This is a genomic window from Pseudomonas sp. LBUM920, assembly GCF_003852315.1.
Lineage (GTDB): Bacteria > Pseudomonadota > Gammaproteobacteria > Pseudomonadales > Pseudomonadaceae > Aquipseudomonas.
The window spans coordinates 1,799,263-1,819,125 of record NZ_CP027762.1 but is presented as its reverse complement, the minus strand read 5'-3'; the positions used below and the strand labels follow the sequence as shown (position 1 = coordinate 1,819,125).

Annotated in this window: 23 protein-coding genes; 11 read left to right on the top strand and 12 right to left on the bottom strand. The window is 58.9% G+C overall.

Translation table 11 applies throughout. The features are described 5' to 3' along the window. Positions 1-36 precede the first annotated feature (36 nt). A complete protein-coding gene (gene ppnN / locus C4J83_RS08420) occupies positions 37-1,410 on the top strand; it encodes a nucleotide 5'-monophosphate nucleosidase PpnN (protein WP_106576896.1) in 1,374 nt (457 codons plus the stop codon). 1 nt (position 1,411) lies between these two features. Here ppnN and C4J83_RS08415 read toward each other — a convergent pair whose 3' ends face one another. Next, the gene (locus tag C4J83_RS08415; RefSeq protein WP_124416778.1) at positions 1,412-1,804 is read right to left on the bottom strand and encodes a RidA family protein; all 393 of its coding nucleotides are present in this window, start codon (positions 1,802-1,804) and stop codon (positions 1,412-1,414) included. Positions 1,805-1,959: 155 nt separating this feature from the next. Between C4J83_RS08415 and C4J83_RS08410 the strand changes: the two genes are divergently transcribed. The 3 genes from C4J83_RS08410 (at position 1,960) to C4J83_RS08400 (ending at position 3,052) form a co-directional block, all read left to right on the top strand. Then, positions 1,960-2,217 (top strand): AbrB/MazE/SpoVT family DNA-binding domain-containing protein, encoded by a 258-nt coding sequence (locus C4J83_RS08410; protein ID WP_106576898.1) that lies wholly within the window; start codon positions 1,960-1,962, stop codon positions 2,215-2,217. Next, positions 2,214-2,609 carry a type II toxin-antitoxin system VapC family toxin gene (locus C4J83_RS08405; protein ID WP_106576899.1) on the top strand — a complete coding sequence of 132 codons (396 nt, stop codon included), beginning with the start codon at positions 2,214-2,216 and terminating at the stop codon, positions 2,607-2,609. The genes C4J83_RS08410 and C4J83_RS08405 overlap by 4 nt, the downstream gene beginning before the upstream one ends. Positions 2,610-2,677: 68 nt before the next feature. Further along, positions 2,678-3,052, top strand: a complete 375-nt coding sequence (locus tag C4J83_RS08400) for a hypothetical protein (protein WP_106576900.1) — start codon at positions 2,678-2,680, stop codon at positions 3,050-3,052. A 55-nt stretch (positions 3,053-3,107) separates the two neighbouring features. On the opposite strand, the gene C4J83_RS08395 is transcribed toward C4J83_RS08400, so the two are convergent. Both C4J83_RS08395 and C4J83_RS08390 read right to left on the bottom strand, forming a co-directional pair. Further along, entirely contained in the window at positions 3,108-3,437 is a 330-nt protein-coding gene (locus tag C4J83_RS08395) for a YXWGXW repeat-containing protein (protein ID WP_106576901.1), read from the bottom strand. A gap of 131 nt (positions 3,438-3,568) precedes the next feature. Further along, complete coding sequence (locus tag C4J83_RS08390) at positions 3,569-4,468, bottom strand: DMT family transporter (RefSeq protein ID WP_124416777.1); 900 nt, start codon at positions 4,466-4,468, stop codon at positions 3,569-3,571. Positions 4,469-4,566: 98 nt separating this feature from the next. Between C4J83_RS08390 and C4J83_RS08385 the strand changes: the two genes are divergently transcribed. Next, on the top strand, positions 4,567-5,415 hold the full coding sequence (locus tag C4J83_RS08385) for a LysR substrate-binding domain-containing protein (RefSeq protein ID WP_124416776.1): 849 nt from the start codon (positions 4,567-4,569) through the stop codon (positions 5,413-5,415). A gap of 4 nt (positions 5,416-5,419) precedes the next feature. On the opposite strand, the gene C4J83_RS08380 is transcribed toward C4J83_RS08385, so the two are convergent. Then, the gene (locus tag C4J83_RS08380) at positions 5,420-6,316 is read right to left on the bottom strand and encodes a LysR family transcriptional regulator (protein WP_124416775.1); all 897 of its coding nucleotides are present in this window, start codon (positions 6,314-6,316) and stop codon (positions 5,420-5,422) included. A gap of 99 nt (positions 6,317-6,415) precedes the next feature. Between C4J83_RS08380 and C4J83_RS08375 the strand changes: the two genes are divergently transcribed. Beyond that, complete coding sequence (locus C4J83_RS08375; RefSeq protein ID WP_124416774.1) at positions 6,416-7,081, top strand: NADPH-dependent F420 reductase; 666 nt, start codon at positions 6,416-6,418, stop codon at positions 7,079-7,081. A 72-nt stretch (positions 7,082-7,153) separates the two neighbouring features. Here the strand turns inward: C4J83_RS08375 and mqo are convergent, their stop codons facing one another. Beyond that, positions 7,154-8,809: a malate dehydrogenase (quinone) gene (gene mqo / locus C4J83_RS08370; RefSeq protein WP_124416773.1), complete on the bottom strand. Its 1,656-nt coding sequence runs from the start codon at positions 8,807-8,809 to the stop codon at positions 7,154-7,156. 494 nt (positions 8,810-9,303) lie between these two features. Between mqo and C4J83_RS08365 the strand changes: the two genes are divergently transcribed. Further along, entirely contained in the window at positions 9,304-10,491 is a 1,188-nt protein-coding gene (locus C4J83_RS08365; protein ID WP_124416772.1) for an MFS transporter, read from the top strand. Between the two features lie 109 nt (positions 10,492-10,600). Here C4J83_RS08365 and C4J83_RS30665 read toward each other — a convergent pair whose 3' ends face one another. Together C4J83_RS30665 and C4J83_RS08355 are read right to left on the bottom strand one after the other, a co-directional pair. After that, a complete protein-coding gene (locus C4J83_RS30665) occupies positions 10,601-10,822 on the bottom strand; it encodes a hypothetical protein (protein ID WP_124416771.1) in 222 nt (73 codons plus the stop codon). A 147-nt stretch (positions 10,823-10,969) separates the two neighbouring features. Further along, positions 10,970-11,326: a DUF6124 family protein gene (locus tag C4J83_RS08355; RefSeq protein ID WP_124416770.1), complete on the bottom strand. Its 357-nt coding sequence runs from the start codon at positions 11,324-11,326 to the stop codon at positions 10,970-10,972. A 1,297-nt stretch (positions 11,327-12,623) separates the two neighbouring features. Between C4J83_RS08355 and C4J83_RS08350 the strand changes: the two genes are divergently transcribed. The 3 genes from C4J83_RS08350 (at position 12,624) to C4J83_RS08340 (ending at position 14,785) form a co-directional block, all read left to right on the top strand. Continuing rightward, positions 12,624-12,839, top strand: coding sequence for a hypothetical protein (locus tag C4J83_RS08350; protein ID WP_124416769.1), 216 nt, complete (start codon positions 12,624-12,626; stop codon positions 12,837-12,839). A gap of 118 nt (positions 12,840-12,957) precedes the next feature. Beyond that, positions 12,958-13,434, top strand: coding sequence for a hypothetical protein (locus C4J83_RS08345; RefSeq protein ID WP_124416768.1), 477 nt, complete (start codon positions 12,958-12,960; stop codon positions 13,432-13,434). Positions 13,435-14,407: 973 nt separating this feature from the next. Further along, positions 14,408-14,785 (top strand): hypothetical protein, encoded by a 378-nt coding sequence (locus C4J83_RS08340; protein ID WP_124416767.1) that lies wholly within the window; start codon positions 14,408-14,410, stop codon positions 14,783-14,785. On the opposite strand, the gene C4J83_RS08335 is transcribed toward C4J83_RS08340, so the two are convergent. Together C4J83_RS08335 and C4J83_RS08330 are read right to left on the bottom strand one after the other, a co-directional pair. After that, positions 14,766-14,993: a hypothetical protein gene (locus C4J83_RS08335; RefSeq protein WP_124416766.1), complete on the bottom strand. Its 228-nt coding sequence runs from the start codon at positions 14,991-14,993 to the stop codon at positions 14,766-14,768. The genes C4J83_RS08340 and C4J83_RS08335 overlap by 20 nt on opposite strands. Positions 14,994-15,029: 36 nt before the next feature. Further along, positions 15,030-15,239, bottom strand: a complete 210-nt coding sequence (locus tag C4J83_RS08330) for a hypothetical protein (protein WP_124416765.1) — start codon at positions 15,237-15,239, stop codon at positions 15,030-15,032. An 83-nt stretch (positions 15,240-15,322) separates the two neighbouring features. Here C4J83_RS08330 and C4J83_RS08325 point away from each other — a divergent pair, with 83 nt between their 5' ends. Then, positions 15,323-16,003, top strand: a complete 681-nt coding sequence (locus tag C4J83_RS08325) for an SOS response-associated peptidase (RefSeq protein WP_124416764.1) — start codon at positions 15,323-15,325, stop codon at positions 16,001-16,003. On the opposite strand, the gene C4J83_RS08320 is transcribed toward C4J83_RS08325, so the two are convergent. The 3 genes from C4J83_RS08320 to C4J83_RS08310 all read right to left on the bottom strand — a co-directional run bounded on the left by C4J83_RS08320 (position 16,000) and on the right by C4J83_RS08310 (position 19,760). Beyond that, on the bottom strand, positions 16,000-16,794 hold the full coding sequence (locus C4J83_RS08320) for a DNA adenine methylase (RefSeq protein ID WP_124414154.1): 795 nt from the start codon (positions 16,792-16,794) through the stop codon (positions 16,000-16,002). The two genes, C4J83_RS08325 and C4J83_RS08320, sit on opposite strands and share 4 nt — an antisense overlap. Before the next feature lie 156 nt (positions 16,795-16,950). Further along, the gene (locus C4J83_RS08315) at positions 16,951-18,003 is read right to left on the bottom strand and encodes a phage portal protein (RefSeq protein ID WP_124416763.1); all 1,053 of its coding nucleotides are present in this window, start codon (positions 18,001-18,003) and stop codon (positions 16,951-16,953) included. Continuing rightward, complete coding sequence (locus C4J83_RS08310) at positions 18,003-19,760, bottom strand: terminase ATPase subunit family protein (protein ID WP_124416762.1); 1,758 nt, start codon at positions 19,758-19,760, stop codon at positions 18,003-18,005. The genes C4J83_RS08315 and C4J83_RS08310 overlap by 1 nt, the downstream gene beginning before the upstream one ends. Positions 19,761-19,863: the final 103 nt, after the last annotated feature.

Genomic DNA, 19,863 nt, shown 5'->3' with positions numbered 1-19,863 from the left:
TGGCGGGTGCGGTGGCTGTGCTTTCAAGGAATCAGAATGCCCCAACGTCAAGTCATCAATGCCTCCGTCAGCCCCAAGGGCAGCCTCGAAACCCTGTCCCAGCGTGAAGTCCAGCAACTGAGCGAAGCCGGTACCGGCAGCATCTACACGTTGTTCCGCCAGTGCGCTTTGGCCATCCTTAACACCGGCGCGCACATCGACAACGCCAAGACCATCCTCGACGCCTATAAAGACTTTGAAGTGCGTATCCATCAACAGGATCGCGGCGTACGCCTGGAACTGTTGAATGCGCCGGCCGACGCCTTCGTCGACGGCGAAATGATCGCCAGCACCCGCGAAATGCTGTTCAGCGCCCTGCGCGACATCGTCTACACCGAGAACGAGCTGGACAGCCAGCGCATCGACCTGAGCAATTCCCAGGGCATCACCGACTACGTGTTCCACCTGCTGCGCAACGCCCGTACGCTGCGCCCGGGTGTCGAGCCGAAAATCGTGGTGTGTTGGGGCGGCCACTCGATCAATACCGAAGAATACAAATACACCAAGAAAGTCGGCCACGAACTGGGCCTGCGCAGCCTCGACGTGTGCACCGGCTGCGGCCCTGGCGTGATGAAAGGTCCGATGAAGGGCGCGACCATTTCCCACGCCAAACAGCGCATCACCGGCGGCCGCTACCTGGGCCTGACCGAGCCGGGCATCATCGCTGCCGAAGCGCCAAACCCGATCGTTAACGAGCTGGTGATTTTGCCGGACATCGAAAAACGCCTGGAAGCCTTCGTGCGCGTCGGCCACGGCATCATCATCTTCCCGGGCGGCGCCGGCACGGCTGAAGAGTTCCTGTACCTGCTGGGCATCCTGATGCACCCGGACAACCGCGACGTGCCGTTCCCGGTCATCCTCACCGGGCCGAAACATGCGGCGCCGTACCTGCAACAACTGCATGCCTTCGTCGGTGCCACCCTCGGCGAAGCGGCGCAGGCGCACTACCAGATCATCATCGACGACCCAGCGGAAGTGGCGCGCCAGATGACGGCCGGGCTCAAGGCCGTGAAGCAGTTCCGCCGCGAGCGCAACGACGCCTTCCACTTCAACTGGCTGCTGAAGATCGACGAAGGCTTCCAGCGCCCATTCGACCCGACCCACGAAAACATGGCCAGCCTGCAACTGAGCCACGCCCTGGCGCCCCACGAACTGGCCGCCAACCTGCGCCGTGCGTTCTCGGGGATCGTGGCCGGTAACGTCAAGGACAAGGGCATTCGCCTGATCGAGCAGCACGGCCCGTACGAAATCCACGGCGACCCGGCCATCATGAAACCGCTGGACGAGCTGCTACAGGCGTTTGTCGCCCAGCACCGCATGAAGCTGCCGGGCGGTGCCGCGTATGTGCCGTGCTATCGCGTGGTGCAGTGAATTAGCGCTGTACCGCCACACATTTGATTTCCACCAGTAACCCGGGATGCGCCAGTTCTGTCACGCCGATGGTCGTCCAGGCGCAATGCCCGCGTGGGAACAGGCGGTTTTTCACCTCGCGAAAAACCGCCATGTGCTGGCTCATATCAACGTGATACGTGGTCATGTCGACCACGTCTTCAAAACGGCAGCCGCCCTCCTCCAATACTTGCCGCAGGTTCTCCCAGGCGGCGATGAATTGCGCCTCGGGGTCTTCTATCACGGCCAATTCCGGCGTGCGGCCGACCTGGCCTGCGCAATACAAAGTGTTGCCAACTTTTACGGCAGGCACGTAGCCCGCGCGCTCTACGATGAGTTGCATGGCGGGCGGGATGATGCGGTGGCGGTCGGTCATAGCTTGTATCTCTTGGGGGCTCTAAAAAGCGTGTGAACGTGAAAACTTCGAACTAGGGTTTTACCTGTTCCCACCCACGCCTACCAGCAGAGCGACCTATGGACCAACGGATCTTGTCCTTCATCAATCCTTACCTTAGGGTAAGGAACATTACGATGGAGATCTTCACTATGGCGACCGCCACACTTACTTCAAAAGGGCAAATCACCATTCCTGTCCAAGTCAGGACCGCACTCGGCCTGGAAACCGGCGACCGGGTTGAATTTGTCGAAACGGAAGACGGCAAGTTTTCCATCATCGCCGCGAGCAAAACCGTTCAGGACCTCAAGGGGTTGATCCGCAAGCCCGCCCAGGCCGTGTCGATTGACGACATGAACCGCGCCATCGCTGCGCAGGGAGCAAAAGCGCAATGATCGGCCTGGATACCAATGTGCTGGTGCGGTATGTCACCCAGGATGATCCCGTTCAATCCCCGAAGGCGTCCGAGCTGATCGAATCGCTCACCACGCTTTCGCCGGGTTTTGTCAGCCTGGTGTGCGTGGTGGAACTGGTATGGGTGTTACAAAGCTGCTACCAATCGGCCAAGAGTGACGTGGTGACGGTTTTGGAGACGCTGCTGCGTACGCGTGAATTGACCGTCGAACATGCCGAGATCATCTGGCAGGCGCTGCGACGATTCACGGCAGGCAAAGCCGAGTTTGCCGACTACCTGATAGAGCGCTGTGCCCATGCGGCAGGCTGTGAATACACCGCCACCTTTGACCTCAACGCGGCCAAGGCCACCGGGATGAAACGCCTGACCTGAGGCAGCGTTGCAGTGAATTGCGGGCTTTGGTAAAAACCGCCTCTACCCTTGATCGAGAGAAACCCAACGTGCGCACGCTTTTGCTCGCAGCCTTGGCCCTGACGCCGACCTTTACCCTGGCCGACACCATCGCCTGGCCCGACCTGCCGCAAACCTGCTTCGTCAGCGGCCGCCCCGCCACCAGTGTGGATGTCGACACTGGCTGCGCGGCGTTCCTGATCAATGTGCAAGGCAAGGCAGCGGGCACGCCGATCAAGCTGGATATTCCCCAGTACGCCCTGCATGTGGACGAAGCCACCGGCAAGGAAACGCCGGTGATCATCATCCAGGCCGAAGAAAACGGCGAGATCAAGGCGGTGGGCTACAAGGAATTGGGCACCGATCAGCTCGGTGCCGCGTTGCTGCGGGAGGTTCGGCTGCTGGGTACCCAAAAGCCGACCTAGTGTTTTTTGCAGGCGCGAACCCGCTCACGCCTGCGGCCAGGCGTTCGGCCAGGGTTCAGCGAACCCAGCCACCGCCCTGCCAGTGGTAACCGTCATTGCGCTGCACCCAATGCGGATGCACATAACGATAGCCTTCGCGCACTTGCTCCCAATGGCCATGCACCGCGACGTATCGCCCGCCGGCCCAGCGCCAGTAGCCGCGTGACCAGACATAACCGTAGCGCGGAGCCGGTTCGACCTCGATCACCTGAACCGGTGGCGGTTGCGGCGCGACCACTTCGACATACTCACGCTGTACCGGCCCGCGCTCATGCACCACACGCTCTTGCACACACCCGGACGCTGCGACGACAACTGCCGCCAATGCCGCATAACGTAGCAACATACAAAATCCTCGGGCGCGTACGCCCAGCACCTGCACCAGTAAAAAATGCCCCCATGTTTCAGCCGCGCTCCTGCTTGGCTATGGGTTCTTTTTAACAGGTGATGTCTGTCGGCTTGCTGAACCTGCGGACCTCAGGAAGCACAGGCGACGGTCGGTTGTTTCAGACGCACCAGCACCAGCCCCGCCACCACCACTGCAATGCCGGCGTAGGTTGAGCCCTGGATCGCATCGCCAAACATCAACGCCGCCCACACCAGGGTGACCGGTGGCTCCAGATAGACCAGCGCTGCCACGTGGGTCGCTGTCATTACCCGCAACAACATCCACAAGCTCAAATACGCGACGAATGTGGAAAACACCGTCAGCCAGGCGATAGAGATCAACACGTCCGAGTCATGAGGAACACTGAAGGTGCCGGTATAGAGCACGGCGCCGGAAAAGCCGATCAGCGTGAGCAACGACTGGATGAACAGCGGCAACACCAACCCCGCGTCCTGGCGCTGCGCGGCCCGGCGCTCGTACAAGGTCGCCAGTGTCAGCCCCAGCGCTGCGGCCAGTGGCAACAAGTACATGACAAAGCCGACGCTCTGCCCGCCACTGCTGTACTGCCCGGCGATTACGATGGAGACCCCGGCAAAGCTGATCATCAACCCGACCCACTGCCAGCCACCGCTGCGCTCGGCAGCGCTGCCGGTCGACAATGCCGCCGTCATCAACGGCTGCAGCGCCGCGATGATGGCCGCAATGCCGGGCGGCAATCCGTTTTGGATCGCCACATACAGGCAGCTCAGGTAGAGGAACTGCGAGAGAAAGCCGATCACGGCGTAATGGCGAATCTGAGCCCAGGTCACCTTCAACAGCTTCACGTTCAAAAACAGCCCCAGGCACACCGACACCAGCAAGAAGCGCCAGAACAGCAGGTTGAATGCCCCGCTGCCTTGCGTACCCAACTTGGCGCCGATGTAGCCGGAGCTCCAGGACAGCACAAACGCCACCTGCAACAGCAGCCGTTTCAAGGTTGATCGCGTCATGAGGCCTCTCGTCAGTGCACGTTGACTCAAAGGCTAAAGGCCGCGCATGCTTCTGTATATTTGAATTACCTGCACCATAAATTCGTAATAGTGGAATCATGGCCAAACAACTGAACATCGACTTGTTACGCACTTTTCACGCCGTGGCGCGCTTTCGGCGCTTCAACGAAGCGGCCGAGCATGTGCACCGCAGCGCATCGACCGTGACCACACAAATTCAAAAGCTTGAGGAGCAAATCGGCCAGCGCCTGTTCAGCCGCAGCAACCAGGGCGTGGAGCTGACCCTGTATGGTCAGAAACTGCTCGGCGAAACCACCGAGTTTCTCAAGAGCCATGACCGCCTGCTGATCGCGCTGATGCCACAGCGCATGCAGGGCAAGATTCGTCTGGGCATTCCCGATACCTATGCGCCGGCGTTCATGCAGGCGTTTTTGCCGCGCTTGATCGCCGACAACCCCTTGCTGGAGCTGGAAGTCGAAGCGCGCACCAGCGGTGAACTGCTGAATATGTTTATGGCCAATCAGCTCGACCTGGCCATCACCGTCAGCGCACAACCGCTGGCTCAGGGCGAACGCCTGGGGCCAGTGCAGCCGTTGTGGGTGGCGGCCGAGGGCTTCAGTTGCGCGCCGAATGCGGCGCTGCCGATCACCGTGCCGGTCGCTGGCTGCCCGTACCGTGCGGCGGCGTTGCAGGCGCTGAAGGATCACGGGATTTACCACCGGGTATTGCTGGAGAGCCCCAATTCCACGGCGGTCGAGGCCTGTATCCGCAGCGGCGTGGCGGTGGGGTTGATCGAAGAAAGCCGCATGGGCAGCGGGCTGACGCAAAAGGTTGCAGGGTTCGAGTTACCCCCACTGCCGGTGCATCATCTGTACCTGCTGTGCGATAGCAGCAATGCACTGGCCCTGCATCTGTATGCGCAGGTAAAACAGGGCTTCCACATTTGAGCCCTCACGCCTGGCCGAAGCGTGCCAGCACCGCCTCGACAAACCGCCGCAACTTGGCGGTGCGCTGTCGGTTGGCGGTGTAAACCAAGTGCATGGGGCGGCTGGGCGCCTCAAATGCCGGCAGTACCCGCACCAACTCGCCCCGGGCCAAGGCCGGACGCAGGAAGTCTTCGGCGCCCAGCACGATGCCGAAGCCATCCAGTGCCGCCGACATCAATGCCCGGCTTTCGTTGATTTGAAGGCGGCTGGCGACCTGCACCGCGTAGGGCGTCGCGCCCTGGTGGAAGACCCATTCACGGTCCGCCGGGCGTGACCAAAAGGCGTAGCCCAGGCATTCATGTTGCGCCAGGTCTGCCGGGCACTGTGGCGTCCCTCGCACCGCCAGATACGCCGGCGCCGCACACACCACCAAGCGATAAGGTGCCAAGGGCCGGGCCGTTAAACCGGTGGTGGCCAAAGGGCCGATACGGAACGCCGCTTCATAGCCTTCCTCCACCAGGTCGACGAAACGATCCGTCAGGTGCAGGTCAATTTCTACGTCCGGGTTGTCACGCAAAAACGCGGTAATCAGCGGCATCAGGCTGTAGGAACCGAAGGTGACCGGGGCGGTGACTCTCAGCTTGCCGCGCGGCGTGTCATTCATGATCTGGGCGAGCGAATCGGCAGCCTCGGCCTCCGTCAGGATATGTTTGCAGCGTTCGTAGTACGCGTGCCCCAGCTCCGTCAGGCTTTGCCGACGCGTGGTGCGGTTGAGCAAGCGCGCGCCGAGGCGTTGCTCCAGGGCGGCAACATGCTTGGCAACCATTTGCGCGGACAGGTTCAAGCGCTCGGCGGCGCGGGCGTAGGAGCCCAACTCGGCGGCCATCACAAAGGCATGCATGCTTGAAAGACGGTCCATCATTCCCTACTCCCAGTAACAACACCCACGCCAAGACGCTTATTTATCGCCAGCCAGTTGCTAATCATCATAGCTGCTCGATGACTTATGAGGAGCAAGACCATGAAGATCGGCGTGATTGGAGCAGGTTTCATCGGGCGGGCCGTGGCACAGCTGGCGCTGGCCGCCGGGCATGAGGTGATGCTGAGTAATTCTCGTGGCCCGCAGACCATGAGCAGCGTGCTCAGCGGCCTGCTCGGCGTTGAGGTGGGCAGTGCCGAGGACGCCGCTCGGTTTGGCGATGTCGTGCTGGTGGCCATTCCGTTTGAACACTACCGCAGCGTGCCCGCGCAATGGCTGGAAGGCAAAACGGTGCTGGACGCCAACAATTACTACCCCAACCGCGACGGGCATATCGCCGTGCTGGACCGCTTTGAAACCACCACCAGCCGGCTGCTCGCGGAACATCTACCGCATTCCCACGTGGTCAAGGTGTTCAATGCGATTTTTGCCCCCGAGCTGACGCAAGACGCCCGCCCCCACGGCGCGCCCGACCGCCGTGCACTGCCGGTGGCTGCCGATGACGCCGCAGCGAAGGCGCAGGTCATCAAGCTGCTCGACGAGCTCGGTTTCGACGCCGTAGACGCAGGAGGGCTGGATGAAAGCTGGCGTTTTGAGCGGGCAAAGCCTGCGTACTGCGTGCCGCTGGACCAAGCGGGTTTAACTGCGGCGCTAGCAGCCGCCGAACGCACGGTGGAACTGCCGCCGGTCGAACGCGTGCGTGCCTGAACACGCGCGCACAAAAAAGCCCGCTGACCGTGACCGGTTCAGCGGGCTTCTTACAGCGGTTTAACCTTTGGCTTACAGCGCCAGGTCAGACGCCGGCTTGCTCGGCTCAGCCGCAGGCTTGGCAGCCTCGGTGGCTTCGGTTGCCTTTGGCGCGTTCAACTGCGGAATCGCAGGCGGTGGGGTCAGTTGCAGGATGCCGGCAGTGTAAGCCCACTCCTTCGCAACAGCCTCAGGGCTGTCATTCAGCTTGGTGCCGTAGCTCGGTACGATCTGGTGCAGTTTTGCCTGCCACTCAGGGGTCGCGACCTTGTCCTTGAACACTTTCTGCAGCACGGTGAGCATGATCGGGGCCGCGGTGGACGCGCCTGGCGATGCACCCAACAGGCCGGCGATGGTGTTGTCGGCGGAGCTGACCACTTCGGTGCCGAGTTTCAGGACGCCGCCCTGCTCTTCGTCACGCTTGATGATCTGCACGCGCTGACCGGCTTGCCACAGGCGCCAGTCTTCTTTCTTGGCGTTCGGGAAGTACTCTTTCAGGGCGTTGTAGCGGTCGTCATCCGACAGCATCAGTTGGCCGGCAAGGTACTCGACCAGTGGGTATTCGCGAATACCGACTTTGGTCATTGGCCAGATGTTGTGGGTAGTGGTGCTGGTCAGCAGGTCCAGGTACGAGCCTTCTTTCAGGAACTTGGTCGAGAAGGTCGCGAATGGGCCAAACAGAATCACACGCTTGCCATCCAGCACGCGGGTGTCCAGGTGCGGAACCGACATCGGTGGCGCGCCAACCGAAGCCTTACCGTAGGCCTTGGCCAGGTGCTGCTCGGCAATCGTTGGGTTATCGGTCACCAGGAACGAACCGCCCACCGGGAAGCCCGCGTATTCCTTGGCTTCAGGAATGCCCGACTTCTGCAGCAGGTGCAGTGCACCGCCGCCGGCGCCGATGAACACGAACTTGGCGTCTGTTTCAGTCTTGGTGCCGTCTTTCAGGTTTTTGTAGCTCACACGCCACGAACCGTCGGCGTTCTTGGTGATGTCCTGCACTTCGCTCGACAGTTTCAGATCAAACTTCGGCGTGGTTTGCAGGTGGGCCACGAACTGGCGGGTGATCTCGCCGAAGTTCACGTCGGTGCCGATCGGGGTCCAGGTGGCCGCGATTTTCTGGTTCGGGTCACGCCCTTCCATCATCAGCGGAACCCACTTGGCGATCTGCGCCGGGTCTTCGGAGTACTGCATGCCAGCGAACAGCGGGCTTGCTTGCAGGGCTTCGTAGCGTTTTTTCAGGAACTTGATGTTGTCATCGCCCCACACGAAGCTCATGTGCGGTGTGGAGTTGATGAACGAACGTGGGTTCTTCAGCACGCCCTGCTGGACCTGCCAGGACCAGAACTGACGGGAGATCTGGAACGCTTCGTTGATCTCGACCGCTTTCGGGATCTCAACGGTGCCGTCCTTGTTTTCCGGGGTGTAGTTCAGCTCAGCCAGGGCCGAGTGACCGGTACCGGCGTTGTTCCAGCCGTTGGAGCTTTCTTCGGCCACGCCATCCAGGCGCTCGACCATCTCCATCGACCAGTCCGGCTGCAGCTCGTTGAGCCAAACACCCAGGGTCGCACTCATGATGCCGCCGCCGATCAGCAGCACATCGACTTTCTTTGCCTCTTCCGCGTGAACGGAGGTGATCCCCATCGACAAAGCCAGCCCCAGCAGGGCAGTGTTTACTTTTTTAAACATCAGTAGCACCTATGATAAAACGCCATCCGCCCTACCGCCCCTGAGCATGGGCAACCCTCTATCACGCCGCGCCAGGCAGCGCGCCGCGGGGTTTGCACATTTACGAGAGAGCCGCAGGGTGGGCACACAAGGCCGACGTATCGACCTCACTGTTTATGTCCCTTCTGCGCTGACTTTTTATCATTATTGGCTTCAGCTACCTGGACGACAGCCAACCGCCGGGACGTATACGGGTGTACGTGCCGGGGAAAGACCAGACCAAGACGGCGCGCAGAATATCACGCTACAGGGCGTTTATGCGCCGTTTGGCCAATTGACAGCTCTAAATCGCGGGTTTTAACCCGTCAGTGTCAAGCCTGGCAGGCGCGACGTGGCGTCACAGGTGGCCAGATGAAACTGAACTCTGCTGCAAACGGCTGTTCTAGACACCTCCGCCGTTGCTTGCGTAGCATCGGCGGCAGTCCTTCGTGCAATCCTTCCAAACAGAGTTACCCATGACTATCCAGCAAACACCCGGGCACGTACTGCCCGCGCGCAGCGCCGCCAAAATGGAAGCTGCCATGGCCGTGGGCGCCTTCGCGATCGGCACTGGCGAATTCGCCATCATGGGCCTGATGCCCGACATCGCCCACAACTTGAATTTGAGCGAACCCCAAGTCGGCCACGCCATCAGCGCCTACGCCCTCGGCGTCATGGTCGGCGCGCCACTGTTGGCCATCCTCGGCGCCAAATTGCTGCGCAAACACATGCTGCTGTTGCTGATGGGCCTGTACGCGCTGGGCAACCTCGCCACCGCCTTCACCCCGACCTTCGGCTCGCTGGTGGCCTTCCGCTTCATCAGCGGCCTGCCCCACGGCGCCTACTTCGGCATCGCCGCCGTCGTCGCCTCCAGCATGGTGCCCAACGACAAACGCGCCGGCGCCGTGGCCCGGGTGATGATGGGCCTCACCCTGGCCATGCTGCTCGGCAACCCCATCGCCACGTTCCTGGGCCAACACCTGGGCTGGCGCTCGGCGTTCGCCCTGGTCAGCGCCATCGCCGTGTGCACCATCGCCCTCGTCTGGCAATTCGTCCCGGACCGCCGCGACGAACCACGCAGCGACCCGCGCAAAGAGTTGCGCGCCTTCACCAAACCGCAAGTGTGGATGGCCCTGTCCATCGGCGCGATTGGCTTTGCCGGCATGTTCTGCGTGTTCAGCTACCTCGCCCCGACCATGCTCGAAGTGACCAAAGTGTCGCCACAATGGATTCCCTTCGGCCTCGCCGCGTTTGGCGTAGGCGGCATCATCGGCAACATCGCCGGCGGCAAACTGTTCGACCGCCTGCAATTTCGCGCCGTGGGCTGGATTATGGTGTGGTCGATGGCCGTACTGATCTTCTTCACCTTCGCCGCCAGTGCGCTGTGGAGCGTGCTACTCGGCATCGGCCTGGTCGGCACCATGATTGCCATGGCCGCGCCGCTGCAAATCCGCCTGATGGACATCGCCCACGAAGCGCCGAGTTTGGCGGCAGCGTCCAACCACGCGGCGTTTAACCTGGCGAACGCGCTGGGGCCGTGGTTTGGCGGGATGGCGATTACGGCGGGCTATGGCTGGACGAGCACCGGCTACATCGGCGCCGCCACAGCGCTGGTAGGCCTGGGCATCTACCTCATCGCCCGCCGCATGAAAGACGGCCACTGACACGTCCCAGACCACCACACCCCTAATGTGGGCATTCTAAAGGTGGGAGGGGGCTTGCCCCCGATAGCGGTGGGCCAGTCAACACACCTCTGACTGCCCCACCACCCCATCAATCATCATGCAACAACCCCGACCCATACTCCCCATAACTACTCCCCAACCCGCTCCCGCCAAAATTCATCTTGGCGGTCTTGCTCGGGCTATGGTCCCCAAACGCCTGGCATCCGCCAGAGAAACAAGGGTCACCACTCCCGCCCGACGACCCCGTCGAACAAGCGCCCAACAGCAACGTGCCAGCAATCAGCGCGACTTTAACCAGGTTCGAGATCATGTTTTCAGTTCCCTATGGGCTGGAGGTGCGGGGGGCCTCTCTTAAGTGGGAGCGTAGTCCTCAACGGTGCGGGGAATTATGAAACTTTGCTGGGTGACAGGATGGGTTCAGGTTGCCGCCTTGGGGTGAGTCGGCGGAGGTTGAAGGTCAGGCTGTGGCGGCAGGCGCGACTTGGTCTTGGGCTCGGTTGACGAGTAGAGCGCTTAGGTCGATGAGTTGCTGGATGCCTAGGAGGATGGCGCGGTGGGGGTCTTCGAGGTCGAAGGCCAGGGTGGCGGCCATTTGGTTTGCGGAGTCGAGGTTTTCGGCGGCGTTGGCTAGGAGGGTTTCGGTGTCGATGTTGGGGCTGACTAGGAATAGGTTGGTGGTTGGGAGATCGGCGGGAGCGGTGTCGTCAGATGGCGGTAGATAATGATGAATGGCGCGTTGGGCAGCCGTTTGTAGCTTGGCATCGACGGGCGCAGTGTTTTGATCGACATAAGGATTGCGTGATTTGTTAAGCATGGGCGAAGCTCCAAATATTTTCGGGAGTTAAAACGCCTTAGCAATACGGACTTCCACCTCCGGCCGCTGGGTTTGCAGCGGCTTGAGGAGGTTAGCGATGGGTGGTCTGACGGGCAAGCTGAGGAAGGTGTGGGAAATATCTCAAGGAAAGGTATCGCGGCAGGCCCCCGATACCTGGTGCTTTGGCGGATCAGGCTGGTCAAATTCAAGGAAAGACATTCCACCTAGCTCGCGGCTGGTCTTCTGGACCAGAATGCTGAACCTTTTGCATAGCGTCTACAGGACAGTACTTTTCAACTCTCTTCCTCAGCTTGGCTTTTAACTCCTGTTTCTACGATGGTTTGCCAACTCACTTCCTAACCTAGACTTTTAACTTCTGTATCTACGATAGCTTTCCAACTCACTTCCTAACCTAGGCTTTTAACTTCTGCATCTACGATAGCTTCCAACTCATTTCCTAACTTAGGAGTTTAAGCTCTATATCTACGATAGTTTCTCAACTCACTTCCCAAGCAAGGAATTAACAAACCACCCATTCCTACTACGTACCCGACACCAGACTACAACCCATAAAACACAAGGCCTCCAGACAATACCGCAGCATATAAACAGCCATACACAGACACGAAATAAAAATAACTCAGCCAACACCTCTCTAACTTATTGACGACCTCACTCATCAAGCAGTATCTTTTCTAGCAGCAACCGCTCCCCAACGATCGCAACACCGCACTTATCGCGGCGCTGCCCCCGCGAGAGAAGAAAACATGAGTATCTTGATACTGCTAACGGCGATGATTGATTTCCTAATCAAACTCACAGAACTCTTACATCTATGGGGCATCGGCTGTCCTGGCTTTATACCTTGTTAATTAAAATAGCCCTCCCAACTCTGGGATACCGGGGTCAGACCACGAGATCTAACGTACTGGCTCCCGCAGATCCTCGAAACGCTCAACACGAAGCAATGTACAACGCGAGGTGATGAAAGGCGCAGCACACGCCCCTCCCACACCCAAGACCCATCCCTGATAAACTGCGCCCCATTCGCCTCGCTGACTCAGATCCCCCAATGTCCCTACAATCCGCCCCGCTCTCCCGCCGCTTCTCCGTCGCCCCCATGATGGATTGGAACTACTAACTCTACAGGCCTCTAGATACGCACCCTGTAGCGAACCATAAAAAGCCCTGTACCACTTCTGTACCACTGCCCTGCAAAGGACGGTAGCTCTTCGCACGTATCGGCTCCGCGAAATCCGCTGCTATGCTTCAAGCTTTAGGAACCAGGGGGATATTGATGGCGAGCGAATACTCACTAGCGGATGTGCTGGAAAGGATGTATGAGAACCAACTGGCGTTAGAGGCGGCGTTAATGGAGCTGGTGTTATGGACAGAAGAGGGTGGCGAATTGACGACTGGTGGAAACGTCCGTGGCGCCCTTCAAACGCTTGGTGAGAATGCAGGCCACATCAAACAAGGCTTAGCCAATCTGAAAAAGCAGGATCGTCTATAAAAAATTTACGCCAATGCAGCCAGTTTGATAAGGCGTCTCCGGAGTACATGATGCCCAATTCCCCCAACGGCCCCGCACCAAGCGAAGCCGGCCGCAGAATCAAAAATTGAGTCCTTCTATGAACAACATGAGCCTTCCTCCTCTAGTCGGTGAAACCCGCGATGGCAAACTCACTTGGCAGCGCCTCGATAACTTGAATTACGAGTTAATTGGTTATTTTTTGTCCTGCCATCTCATCATTGAGCACTACCTTGATGAGTATCTGAAGTCACAATACCCCAAGCTGGACTGGGATTCCTCTAGGCAGTCGTTTGGGCAGAAAGTCTCGCTTCTTGCTGCAGATGGTTATCCGGAGAAGTACAACTCCATTCCCGCCATCAAGCATATGAACAACCTCCGGAATAAGCTCAGTCACAATATTGACTTCAAAATCGGTAGTGTGGAGTTGCTTCCGCTCTCTCAATACTTGAAGAAAGCCTGCGGGCCGGAGTACGAGGAATCAACCCAGCCTAAAGAAATTCTAGAGTTATTCACTTCACTGGTATGCGTTTGGTTTGCCTCTAGAATCAGCTTTAATGCCAATCGCACACAGTGAGCTAGAACGCGCCCTATGTTCAAGGCCCTCCACATCAAGGCCCGCCCCGGCGGGCTTTTTTGCGCTTGACGGAAACCAGACCCCGGGAGCCTGGTCTAGCATCACCCTTGATAATGGCTGAGCATGATCGCTAAGTACGAGAGACGTGTCGCCACCAACATCCCATGTAAAAGTAAATATCTGACGCTGTGTTAGCGAGAGTGTGGGCGCGTGAACGCAAAGGTCGTGCGTACTGCGCAATGCCGCATACGGCTTCAAAAGCAGCCCGCCCTAGTCACCTCTCAAGTTTTCATGTTGACCCACGGGAAAGAGGTTAGGAGGGTTAGTTTTTTTCAGAGCGCCTTGAAAGCCTTGTTTGTTATGGCTTTTCGAACGGTTGACAAGGTTAGCTTTTGGGTTAGGACTGGTTAGTTCCTAACCTTTATTAGCGTTAAATATTCAATATATTAATTCCTTTAAAAACAACGACTTACTAATTACTAACCTTTGACCTAACCCAACCTAACCCATCAAAGTTAGGTCTCAAGCCCAACAAACACGGGCCTTCCAAGTCACAACACCCCCCTCAAAAAAAACCTAACCTTTTTCCCGAGGCACCTACTGAATTCAGCTGTGTGGGCGTGCTTATGAGCGTTGCCAAAAACCTCCACCTTCGCAGGATTCCGCAGGCTTTCTTCTCCCTCTAAAACGTCAAGCAAGCCCCCAGCCTACGCCATCGAGAGTGGTACGCAGGTGCGCAGAAAAAACAACCCATTTAGCCCGCAGGCGAGGTGGGGGGACGACGGCGCGCGCCAGGTTGAGAAGATCGTTACTTTGCTTGTAGCACGCCACTGCCCCGATTTGTGGCACATCACTCCCCATGCGAGTGGCACGTCAGTACCCCGCTTTGCCAGCCCGCAGCTCGTCGCCTCAAATCGCATCAATGCCTCTCCTCGATTACTGTACACGCATACAGTATTTGAGTTTCCTGACCATGAACATCGACGAAGACACTTCAACGTGGCTCGGCTGCCCTACACCGCTGGAAATGTACAAGCATCAGTGCGCCCTGCTCGAGGACGAGCTGAATGAAACCTTGAAGCGGCTGAGTGATGCGCGCAGGAATATTGCTGGACTGATTCAGATGAGCGACGGCTTGACCACGCGTTTGGCCGACGCATTGTCATGCCTTAGCGCTGCCAGGATCGAAATCGACGATCTCAGAGAGCGATGCTCTGAGCCGTCCATCCTCGGCATCAAGCTGGTAACCGAACAGCGTGACTATTTACTGAGGGAGAACCAGCGGCTGCTGGCGGAATTGAGGGCGCCTCAAGAGCGCCCAGTTATGGACCTTACTTCGAAAGCGCTTTAAGGCGCTCTTCAGTTGCGGTGTCGAAGATGACGTAGAGCTGTTCAATGGTTTCGTCTGCCACCGCGCGCGCCGATTCCAAACCCAATACGAACCCGTCGGCCCGAGCGCCTGCTTTGGCCGCCATCATCATTGAGCCCGCCCTTGCAATCTGTGCCAGCAGCTTATCCGCGTCTCGTTCGATCCTGGCGCTCAGAATTACACCATCCATATCAAATCCTCTGAGAAATATCTGGCAGCAGGCGCGTCAGCCCAGCTCGTCTGCATACGCGGCCTGCGCTTCCTCTACCAGCTCACGCCACTCGCCGCTGTCGATAAGGCCTTCCTCTTGCAGATCGTCTGCCAGGGAGAGCCGCGCTTCATAGCGATCCTCTGGAGTGGCTGAGATGAAATCAGGATCAGTGCGCAAGGCGAACCACGCCTCCATCGCGTTGATTTGTTCAATGTTGATCGTCATGACGAATACTCAAGGTCAGTGTCTACAGTGTAGAGATTGACCAGCGCCCAGCTGTTCAGCAGGTCCGACGAGCGGAGAACACCATGTGCGGGAGAATTTCACAGTACAGCGGCATCCACGACTTTGTCGCAGCGCTGAGCATGCCCAATGCCTTGGCGAATTCGGTGGGTGACCAGCCGATTGAACGCTACAACGTGGCACCCACGACTCAGGTCGCGCTGCTTCACCTACAGGGCGGGCTGCTCTTGGCTGAGCAGGTGCGCTGGGGTTGGCGACCACACTGGGCAAAAGACCGCGCCGCACCAATTAACGCGCGCGCCGAGAAGGTAGCCCATGGACCGTTCTTTCGCGCGATCTGGCCGCACCGGGCAATCACGCCTATCGATAACTGGTTTGAATGGGTTGATGAGGGCGGGCCGAAAAAGCAGCCCTACCTGATCCGTCGCCGCGATGGCGCGCCGATCTTCTGCGCTGCCATCGGCCAACTGCCGGACGCCGATAAAGGCCCAAGCGAGCATGATGGCTTCGTGATCATTACCGCCGACAGCGCTGGCGGCATGGTGGATATCCACGACCGCCGGCCGGTGGTGTTGAACCCCGACCTGGCTCGTGAATGGTTGGACCCGGCAACGCCCAAAGAGCGCGCCGAGCAGATGGTGTTGCATCAAGGCGAGCCGGCCGAGACTTTTGAGTGGTTCAAGGTCGACGGCGCGGTGGGCAATGTGAAAAACAAAGGTCCCGGTTTGATCCAGCCAGTGCGCTAGAACAGTCCGCCGAATGCGTTCGGCTCCCAGTTCATTATGATCAGCTCACCACTGACCTCGGCCTTCCCCTGCCTCTGATTTGCCGTGCTGTACCGAATATCCACCGTCTCAAAGTGGAACCCCTCAAACACCCGTCGGATGTCTGGGTGATCGTTGATGCTGACCATAACCTTACCCTTGCACCGCCGCATGAAGTCGGCCATCCGCTCATAGTTCTCAAACGGAAAGTCCACCCCATAACCAGCGGTCTGCCAGTACGGTGGGTCCATGTAATGAAAGGTGTGTGGCCGGTCATAGCGCTCCGCACACTCAAGCCAGCCCAGGTTCTCAACGTAGGTACCCGACAGCCGTTGCCAGGCAGCAGACAGGTTCTCCTCGATCCGCAGCAGGTTGATGGCAGGGCCAGTGGTGGCGGTACCGAAGGTCTGCCCGCTGACCTTGCCGGCGAAGGCATGGTGCTGCAAGTAGAAAAACCGCGCAGCCCGCTGGATGTCGGTGAGTGTTTCCGGCCTGGTCATCTTCTGCCATTCGAACACCTGGCGGGAGCTGAGCGCCCACTTGAACTGGCGCACAAACTCCTCCAGGTGGTTCTGCACCACGCGGTACAGCGTCACCAGGTCGCCGTTGATGTCATTGAGGACTTCAACCGGCGCAGCTTGAGGCCGCATGAAGTAAAGCGCGGCGCCGCCGGCAAAGACCTCGACGTAACATTCGTGAGGCGGAAACAGCGGAATAAGACGGTCTGCCAGACGACGCTTGCCGCCCATCCACGGGATTATTGGTGTGCTCATAAGTGATCCTTGTTTTGAAAATTGGATTCGCTTAGGCTTCGCACCCCCTGCGCAGTGGGGCGAGGCCTTGGTTGGAGCACTCGGCGTGTTCGAGTGATTCAGCGTCGAGCGGGTGTTAGCGCACCAGCTCGTCGCCTCGTTTGCTGCGCGGGGGTACTACTTCCCCCCCGCTGGAAGCTCAAATTCCTTGAAGCTGATGACCTCTTCACCCAGCCACTCATTGACCTGAGCCAACCGCGCCTGCAGCGGCTCCAGCTCGTTGACCGCCCAAACCTCAGCCGCCTCCCGCAACGACCCAAAACCGCCCGCGTTCTGCGGCACGATGCCCATCAACTGCGGCGGAATGCGCAAAGCCGCGAGCAGATCGTCGCGGCTGATGTTCTTGATCGAGCTGAATTCGTCCTTCGCCGCCACCTCACTGACCGGAATGAGCTGGATGCCATCCTTTTTCCCGGCCGGTGCGTAAACAAACAGGTTTCGGAAATTGCCCGGACCTTTCGAGTTCTTCAGCGCGGTGCGCAGTGAGTCGATGTCTTCCTCCTTCTGCGCCGCGTCGGTCATGTACAGGATGAATCCGGCGTGACTGCCATTGTTGTAGTACTTGCGGCGGAACAGCGTGGCGCTCTCGTTGAGCAACGCGCTCTGCAGGGCTGCCAGCCACTCGGGCAAACCGTAAATTTCCTGATTGATATCGGCCTCCCGCAGATGGCAAATAGAACCCGACGCAAACTCATGTTCATCCTTCCATCCGCGCACCTGATAATAGGTCTCCATGTCCACGCCTCGGCGCATGAACTTCGCCAGCGGCGGTAGAAGGCCCATCGTGTTGCGCAGCATGTTGTTGCGCTTTTCCAAGTAACAGTTGCCGCACCAGAGCCAGTCCAGGGCGAACTGCTCAAAGGCCTGACGCTTCAGCAGGCGGTGAGGAACGAACGTGCGGGCCAGCATGTTGCGCTTGAAGTTGAGACCGGACTGCAGGTACACACTGGCGCGCGTCGTTTTGGCCAGACCGTCCATGGACATCGGTGTTTCGAACCAACGGCCATTGGCCCAGCATTCCAGATAGTCGAGGATCTCCCTGCTATCGAGCACAGGCGCCGGATCACCAAAGGTGAAAGCCTCCACCGGCCCGGACTCCGGCGGGAGTACCTCCCCTTCTACAGCTGGCAGAACGGTGGTTAGTTGGGTTGCGCGCTTACGTCTGCTCATCAGTAGGACTCCATAAATCCGGTATTCGCCGTGGTCTGCCCTTCAAGAGGCTCGTTGTGCAGGGCGTGGAAGGTCGCCCACGCCAAGTCGGCATGACCTGTCTCGTCGGTGCGACCGGCCGTGTAAGTGAACTGGCGCCCGGAGGCGGTGACTGTTTTGCGGATAGCCATCAACGACTGGGCCATGTCTGTCCAACCGGCGTCGAACTCCAGACGGCCGTTCTTGATCACGTCGTAGGCCTTCAACACCAGGCGTGTTTTGACTTCGGGGGAGTAGCTGAAGGTGGTGATGTTTGGGAAGAATTGCTTCACCAACTGGGCCACGCCTGACCCCATGCCAGTGATGTCGATACCGATATAGGTCACCCAATAGCGCCTGGTGACCTGGCGGATAGATTCAGCCTGGGCGGCAAAGTCCATCCCACGAAATTGGTGTCTCTCCAGCACGCGGAACTTGCCGCCGGGAACAGTCGGGGGAGCAATTACCACCAGTGCGGCGCTGTCGCCGCTTTCAGCCGGGTCGTAGCCAACCCAAACTTGCCGATCCCCAAAAGGACGCGCGGCAAATGGTTTGTAGTCCTCGGCCCATAGGTCCCAGCTGTCCACCATGCAGGGCTGCAACATCGCCAGCGGGAAAATGCTGGCTCCGTCGTCGATGAACTGGCACATCAGCAGGTTCTGGAAGGCCTCGGCATCGTATTCCTGGCGCAGCTCATCAAGGTCAAAAAGGTCGCAGCCACGGTCTTCCGCGTCGAGGATGGTGACGATCTGCCGCCAAACCCGATCCTCACACAACCGCCCCTGTTGCAGCACGTCGTGAGAAACGTCGATTTTGACCCGATGCGCGGCCGGCTTGCCTTTGTTGAATCGCTCGCCGGTCCAGAACGTATAGGCTTCGTGCGCCATGCTGGAAGGCGTCGAAAAGTATGTTCGGCGGTATTGCTTCTGCATCGCCATGCCACTGGCGACCTTGTTCAGCTCCTTGAACTTGAACGTCCAGAAGAATTCGTCGAAGTAGAAATTGCCGTGGTAGCCCTGAGCTGTGCGGGCGTTGGTGCCCAGGAAATGCAGCTCTGCGCCGTTCCCCAAAATGATCGGGTCACCCGTCAGCTCTACGCCGACCACCTCGCGAGCAAAAGCCTGAATGTAGGCCTTAAAGATATGAGCCTGGTTTTTCGAGGCCGACAGGAATATCTGGTTGCGGCCTGTCGTCAGCGCATCGATCAGCGCTTCACGGGCGAAGTAGTACGTCGCGCCGATCTGCCGCGACTTGAGGATCGCACGGGTTCGTTGATTGCCGGCCTTGTACCAATCCAACTGATAGCCGAAACAGCCATCAATGAACGCCTCAGTCAGCTTTTCGATGTGTTCTTCATCGAACTCGTTGCGCTTAGGGGCCTTCTTCGGCCCTTCGTTACGCTTGGCGAGTTTCGGATTCAGCTCGGTTTCGGTGCCGCCGTCGTTGAAACGCTGGATGCGGGCTTGCCGCTCCAACTGGCGGTGCAACAGGTCAATTTCCTTGTAGTCGGACCCTGACTTGGGGTCTTTCAAAATCAGCTGCACCAGGCGGGCTTCGGTCGCGGCCTGGATACGCTCCAGCGGTGTAGCGCGGTCCCATTCGTCACGGGCCTTCCAGCTGTGCAGCGTTTTTTCTTTTTCCCCAATCAGCTCGGCGATCTCGCACACGCGATAGCCCTGCCAATAGAGGTGCTTGGCGTGGCGGCGGTGATCGGTAGGCAGTTCGACGATGGCATTCATGGCGCAGATGCTGCCGCCCGCGCGCGAACAGTTCCCGCTCCGCCCCTTGTATCTCAACGAACTACAACAGCACCTCGTTGCCCGTCGCGCCCGCGCTCAACAA

What these genes read in the sequence shown, in the direction of transcription:
- C4J83_RS08330 (WP_124416765.1), bottom strand. Translation starts at nt 15,239, where the DNA reads ATGACGATCAACATTGAACAAATCAACGCGATGGAGGCGTGGTTCGCC.
- C4J83_RS08410 (WP_106576898.1), top strand. Translation starts at nt 1,960, where the DNA reads ATGGAGATCTTCACTATGGCGACCGCCACACTTACTTCAAAAGGGCAA.
- C4J83_RS08380 (WP_124416775.1), bottom strand. Translation starts at nt 6,316, where the DNA reads ATGATGGACCGTCTTTCAAGCATGCATGCCTTTGTGATGGCCGCCGAG.
- C4J83_RS08405 (WP_106576899.1), top strand. Translation starts at nt 2,214, where the DNA reads ATGATCGGCCTGGATACCAATGTGCTGGTGCGGTATGTCACCCAGGAT.
- C4J83_RS30665 (WP_124416771.1), bottom strand. Translation starts at nt 10,822, where the DNA reads ATGATCTCGAACCTGGTTAAAGTCGCGCTGATTGCTGGCACGTTGCTG.
- C4J83_RS08310 (WP_124416762.1), bottom strand. Translation starts at nt 19,760, where the DNA reads ATGAATGCCATCGTCGAACTGCCTACCGATCACCGCCGCCACGCCAAG.
- C4J83_RS08395 (WP_106576901.1), bottom strand. Translation starts at nt 3,437, where the DNA reads ATGTTGCTACGTTATGCGGCATTGGCGGCAGTTGTCGTCGCAGCGTCC.
- C4J83_RS08390 (WP_124416777.1), bottom strand. Translation starts at nt 4,468, where the DNA reads ATGACGCGATCAACCTTGAAACGGCTGCTGTTGCAGGTGGCGTTTGTG.
- C4J83_RS08385 (WP_124416776.1), top strand. Translation starts at nt 4,567, where the DNA reads ATGGCCAAACAACTGAACATCGACTTGTTACGCACTTTTCACGCCGTG.
- C4J83_RS08340 (WP_124416767.1), top strand. Translation starts at nt 14,408, where the DNA reads ATGAACATCGACGAAGACACTTCAACGTGGCTCGGCTGCCCTACACCG.
- C4J83_RS08415 (WP_124416778.1), bottom strand. Translation starts at nt 1,804, where the DNA reads ATGACCGACCGCCACCGCATCATCCCGCCCGCCATGCAACTCATCGTA.
- C4J83_RS08350 (WP_124416769.1), top strand. Translation starts at nt 12,624, where the DNA reads ATGGCGAGCGAATACTCACTAGCGGATGTGCTGGAAAGGATGTATGAG.
- C4J83_RS08320 (WP_124414154.1), bottom strand. Translation starts at nt 16,794, where the DNA reads ATGAGCACACCAATAATCCCGTGGATGGGCGGCAAGCGTCGTCTGGCA.
- mqo (WP_124416773.1), bottom strand. Translation starts at nt 8,809, where the DNA reads ATGTTTAAAAAAGTAAACACTGCCCTGCTGGGGCTGGCTTTGTCGATG.
- ppnN (WP_106576896.1), top strand. Translation starts at nt 37, where the DNA reads ATGCCCCAACGTCAAGTCATCAATGCCTCCGTCAGCCCCAAGGGCAGC.
- C4J83_RS08375 (WP_124416774.1), top strand. Translation starts at nt 6,416, where the DNA reads ATGAAGATCGGCGTGATTGGAGCAGGTTTCATCGGGCGGGCCGTGGCA.
- C4J83_RS08365 (WP_124416772.1), top strand. Translation starts at nt 9,304, where the DNA reads ATGACTATCCAGCAAACACCCGGGCACGTACTGCCCGCGCGCAGCGCC.
- C4J83_RS08335 (WP_124416766.1), bottom strand. Translation starts at nt 14,993, where the DNA reads ATGGATGGTGTAATTCTGAGCGCCAGGATCGAACGAGACGCGGATAAG.
- C4J83_RS08315 (WP_124416763.1), bottom strand. Translation starts at nt 18,003, where the DNA reads ATGAGCAGACGTAAGCGCGCAACCCAACTAACCACCGTTCTGCCAGCT.
- C4J83_RS08325 (WP_124416764.1), top strand. Translation starts at nt 15,323, where the DNA reads ATGTGCGGGAGAATTTCACAGTACAGCGGCATCCACGACTTTGTCGCA.
- C4J83_RS08355 (WP_124416770.1), bottom strand. Translation starts at nt 11,326, where the DNA reads ATGCTTAACAAATCACGCAATCCTTATGTCGATCAAAACACTGCGCCC.
- C4J83_RS08345 (WP_124416768.1), top strand. Translation starts at nt 12,958, where the DNA reads ATGAACAACATGAGCCTTCCTCCTCTAGTCGGTGAAACCCGCGATGGC.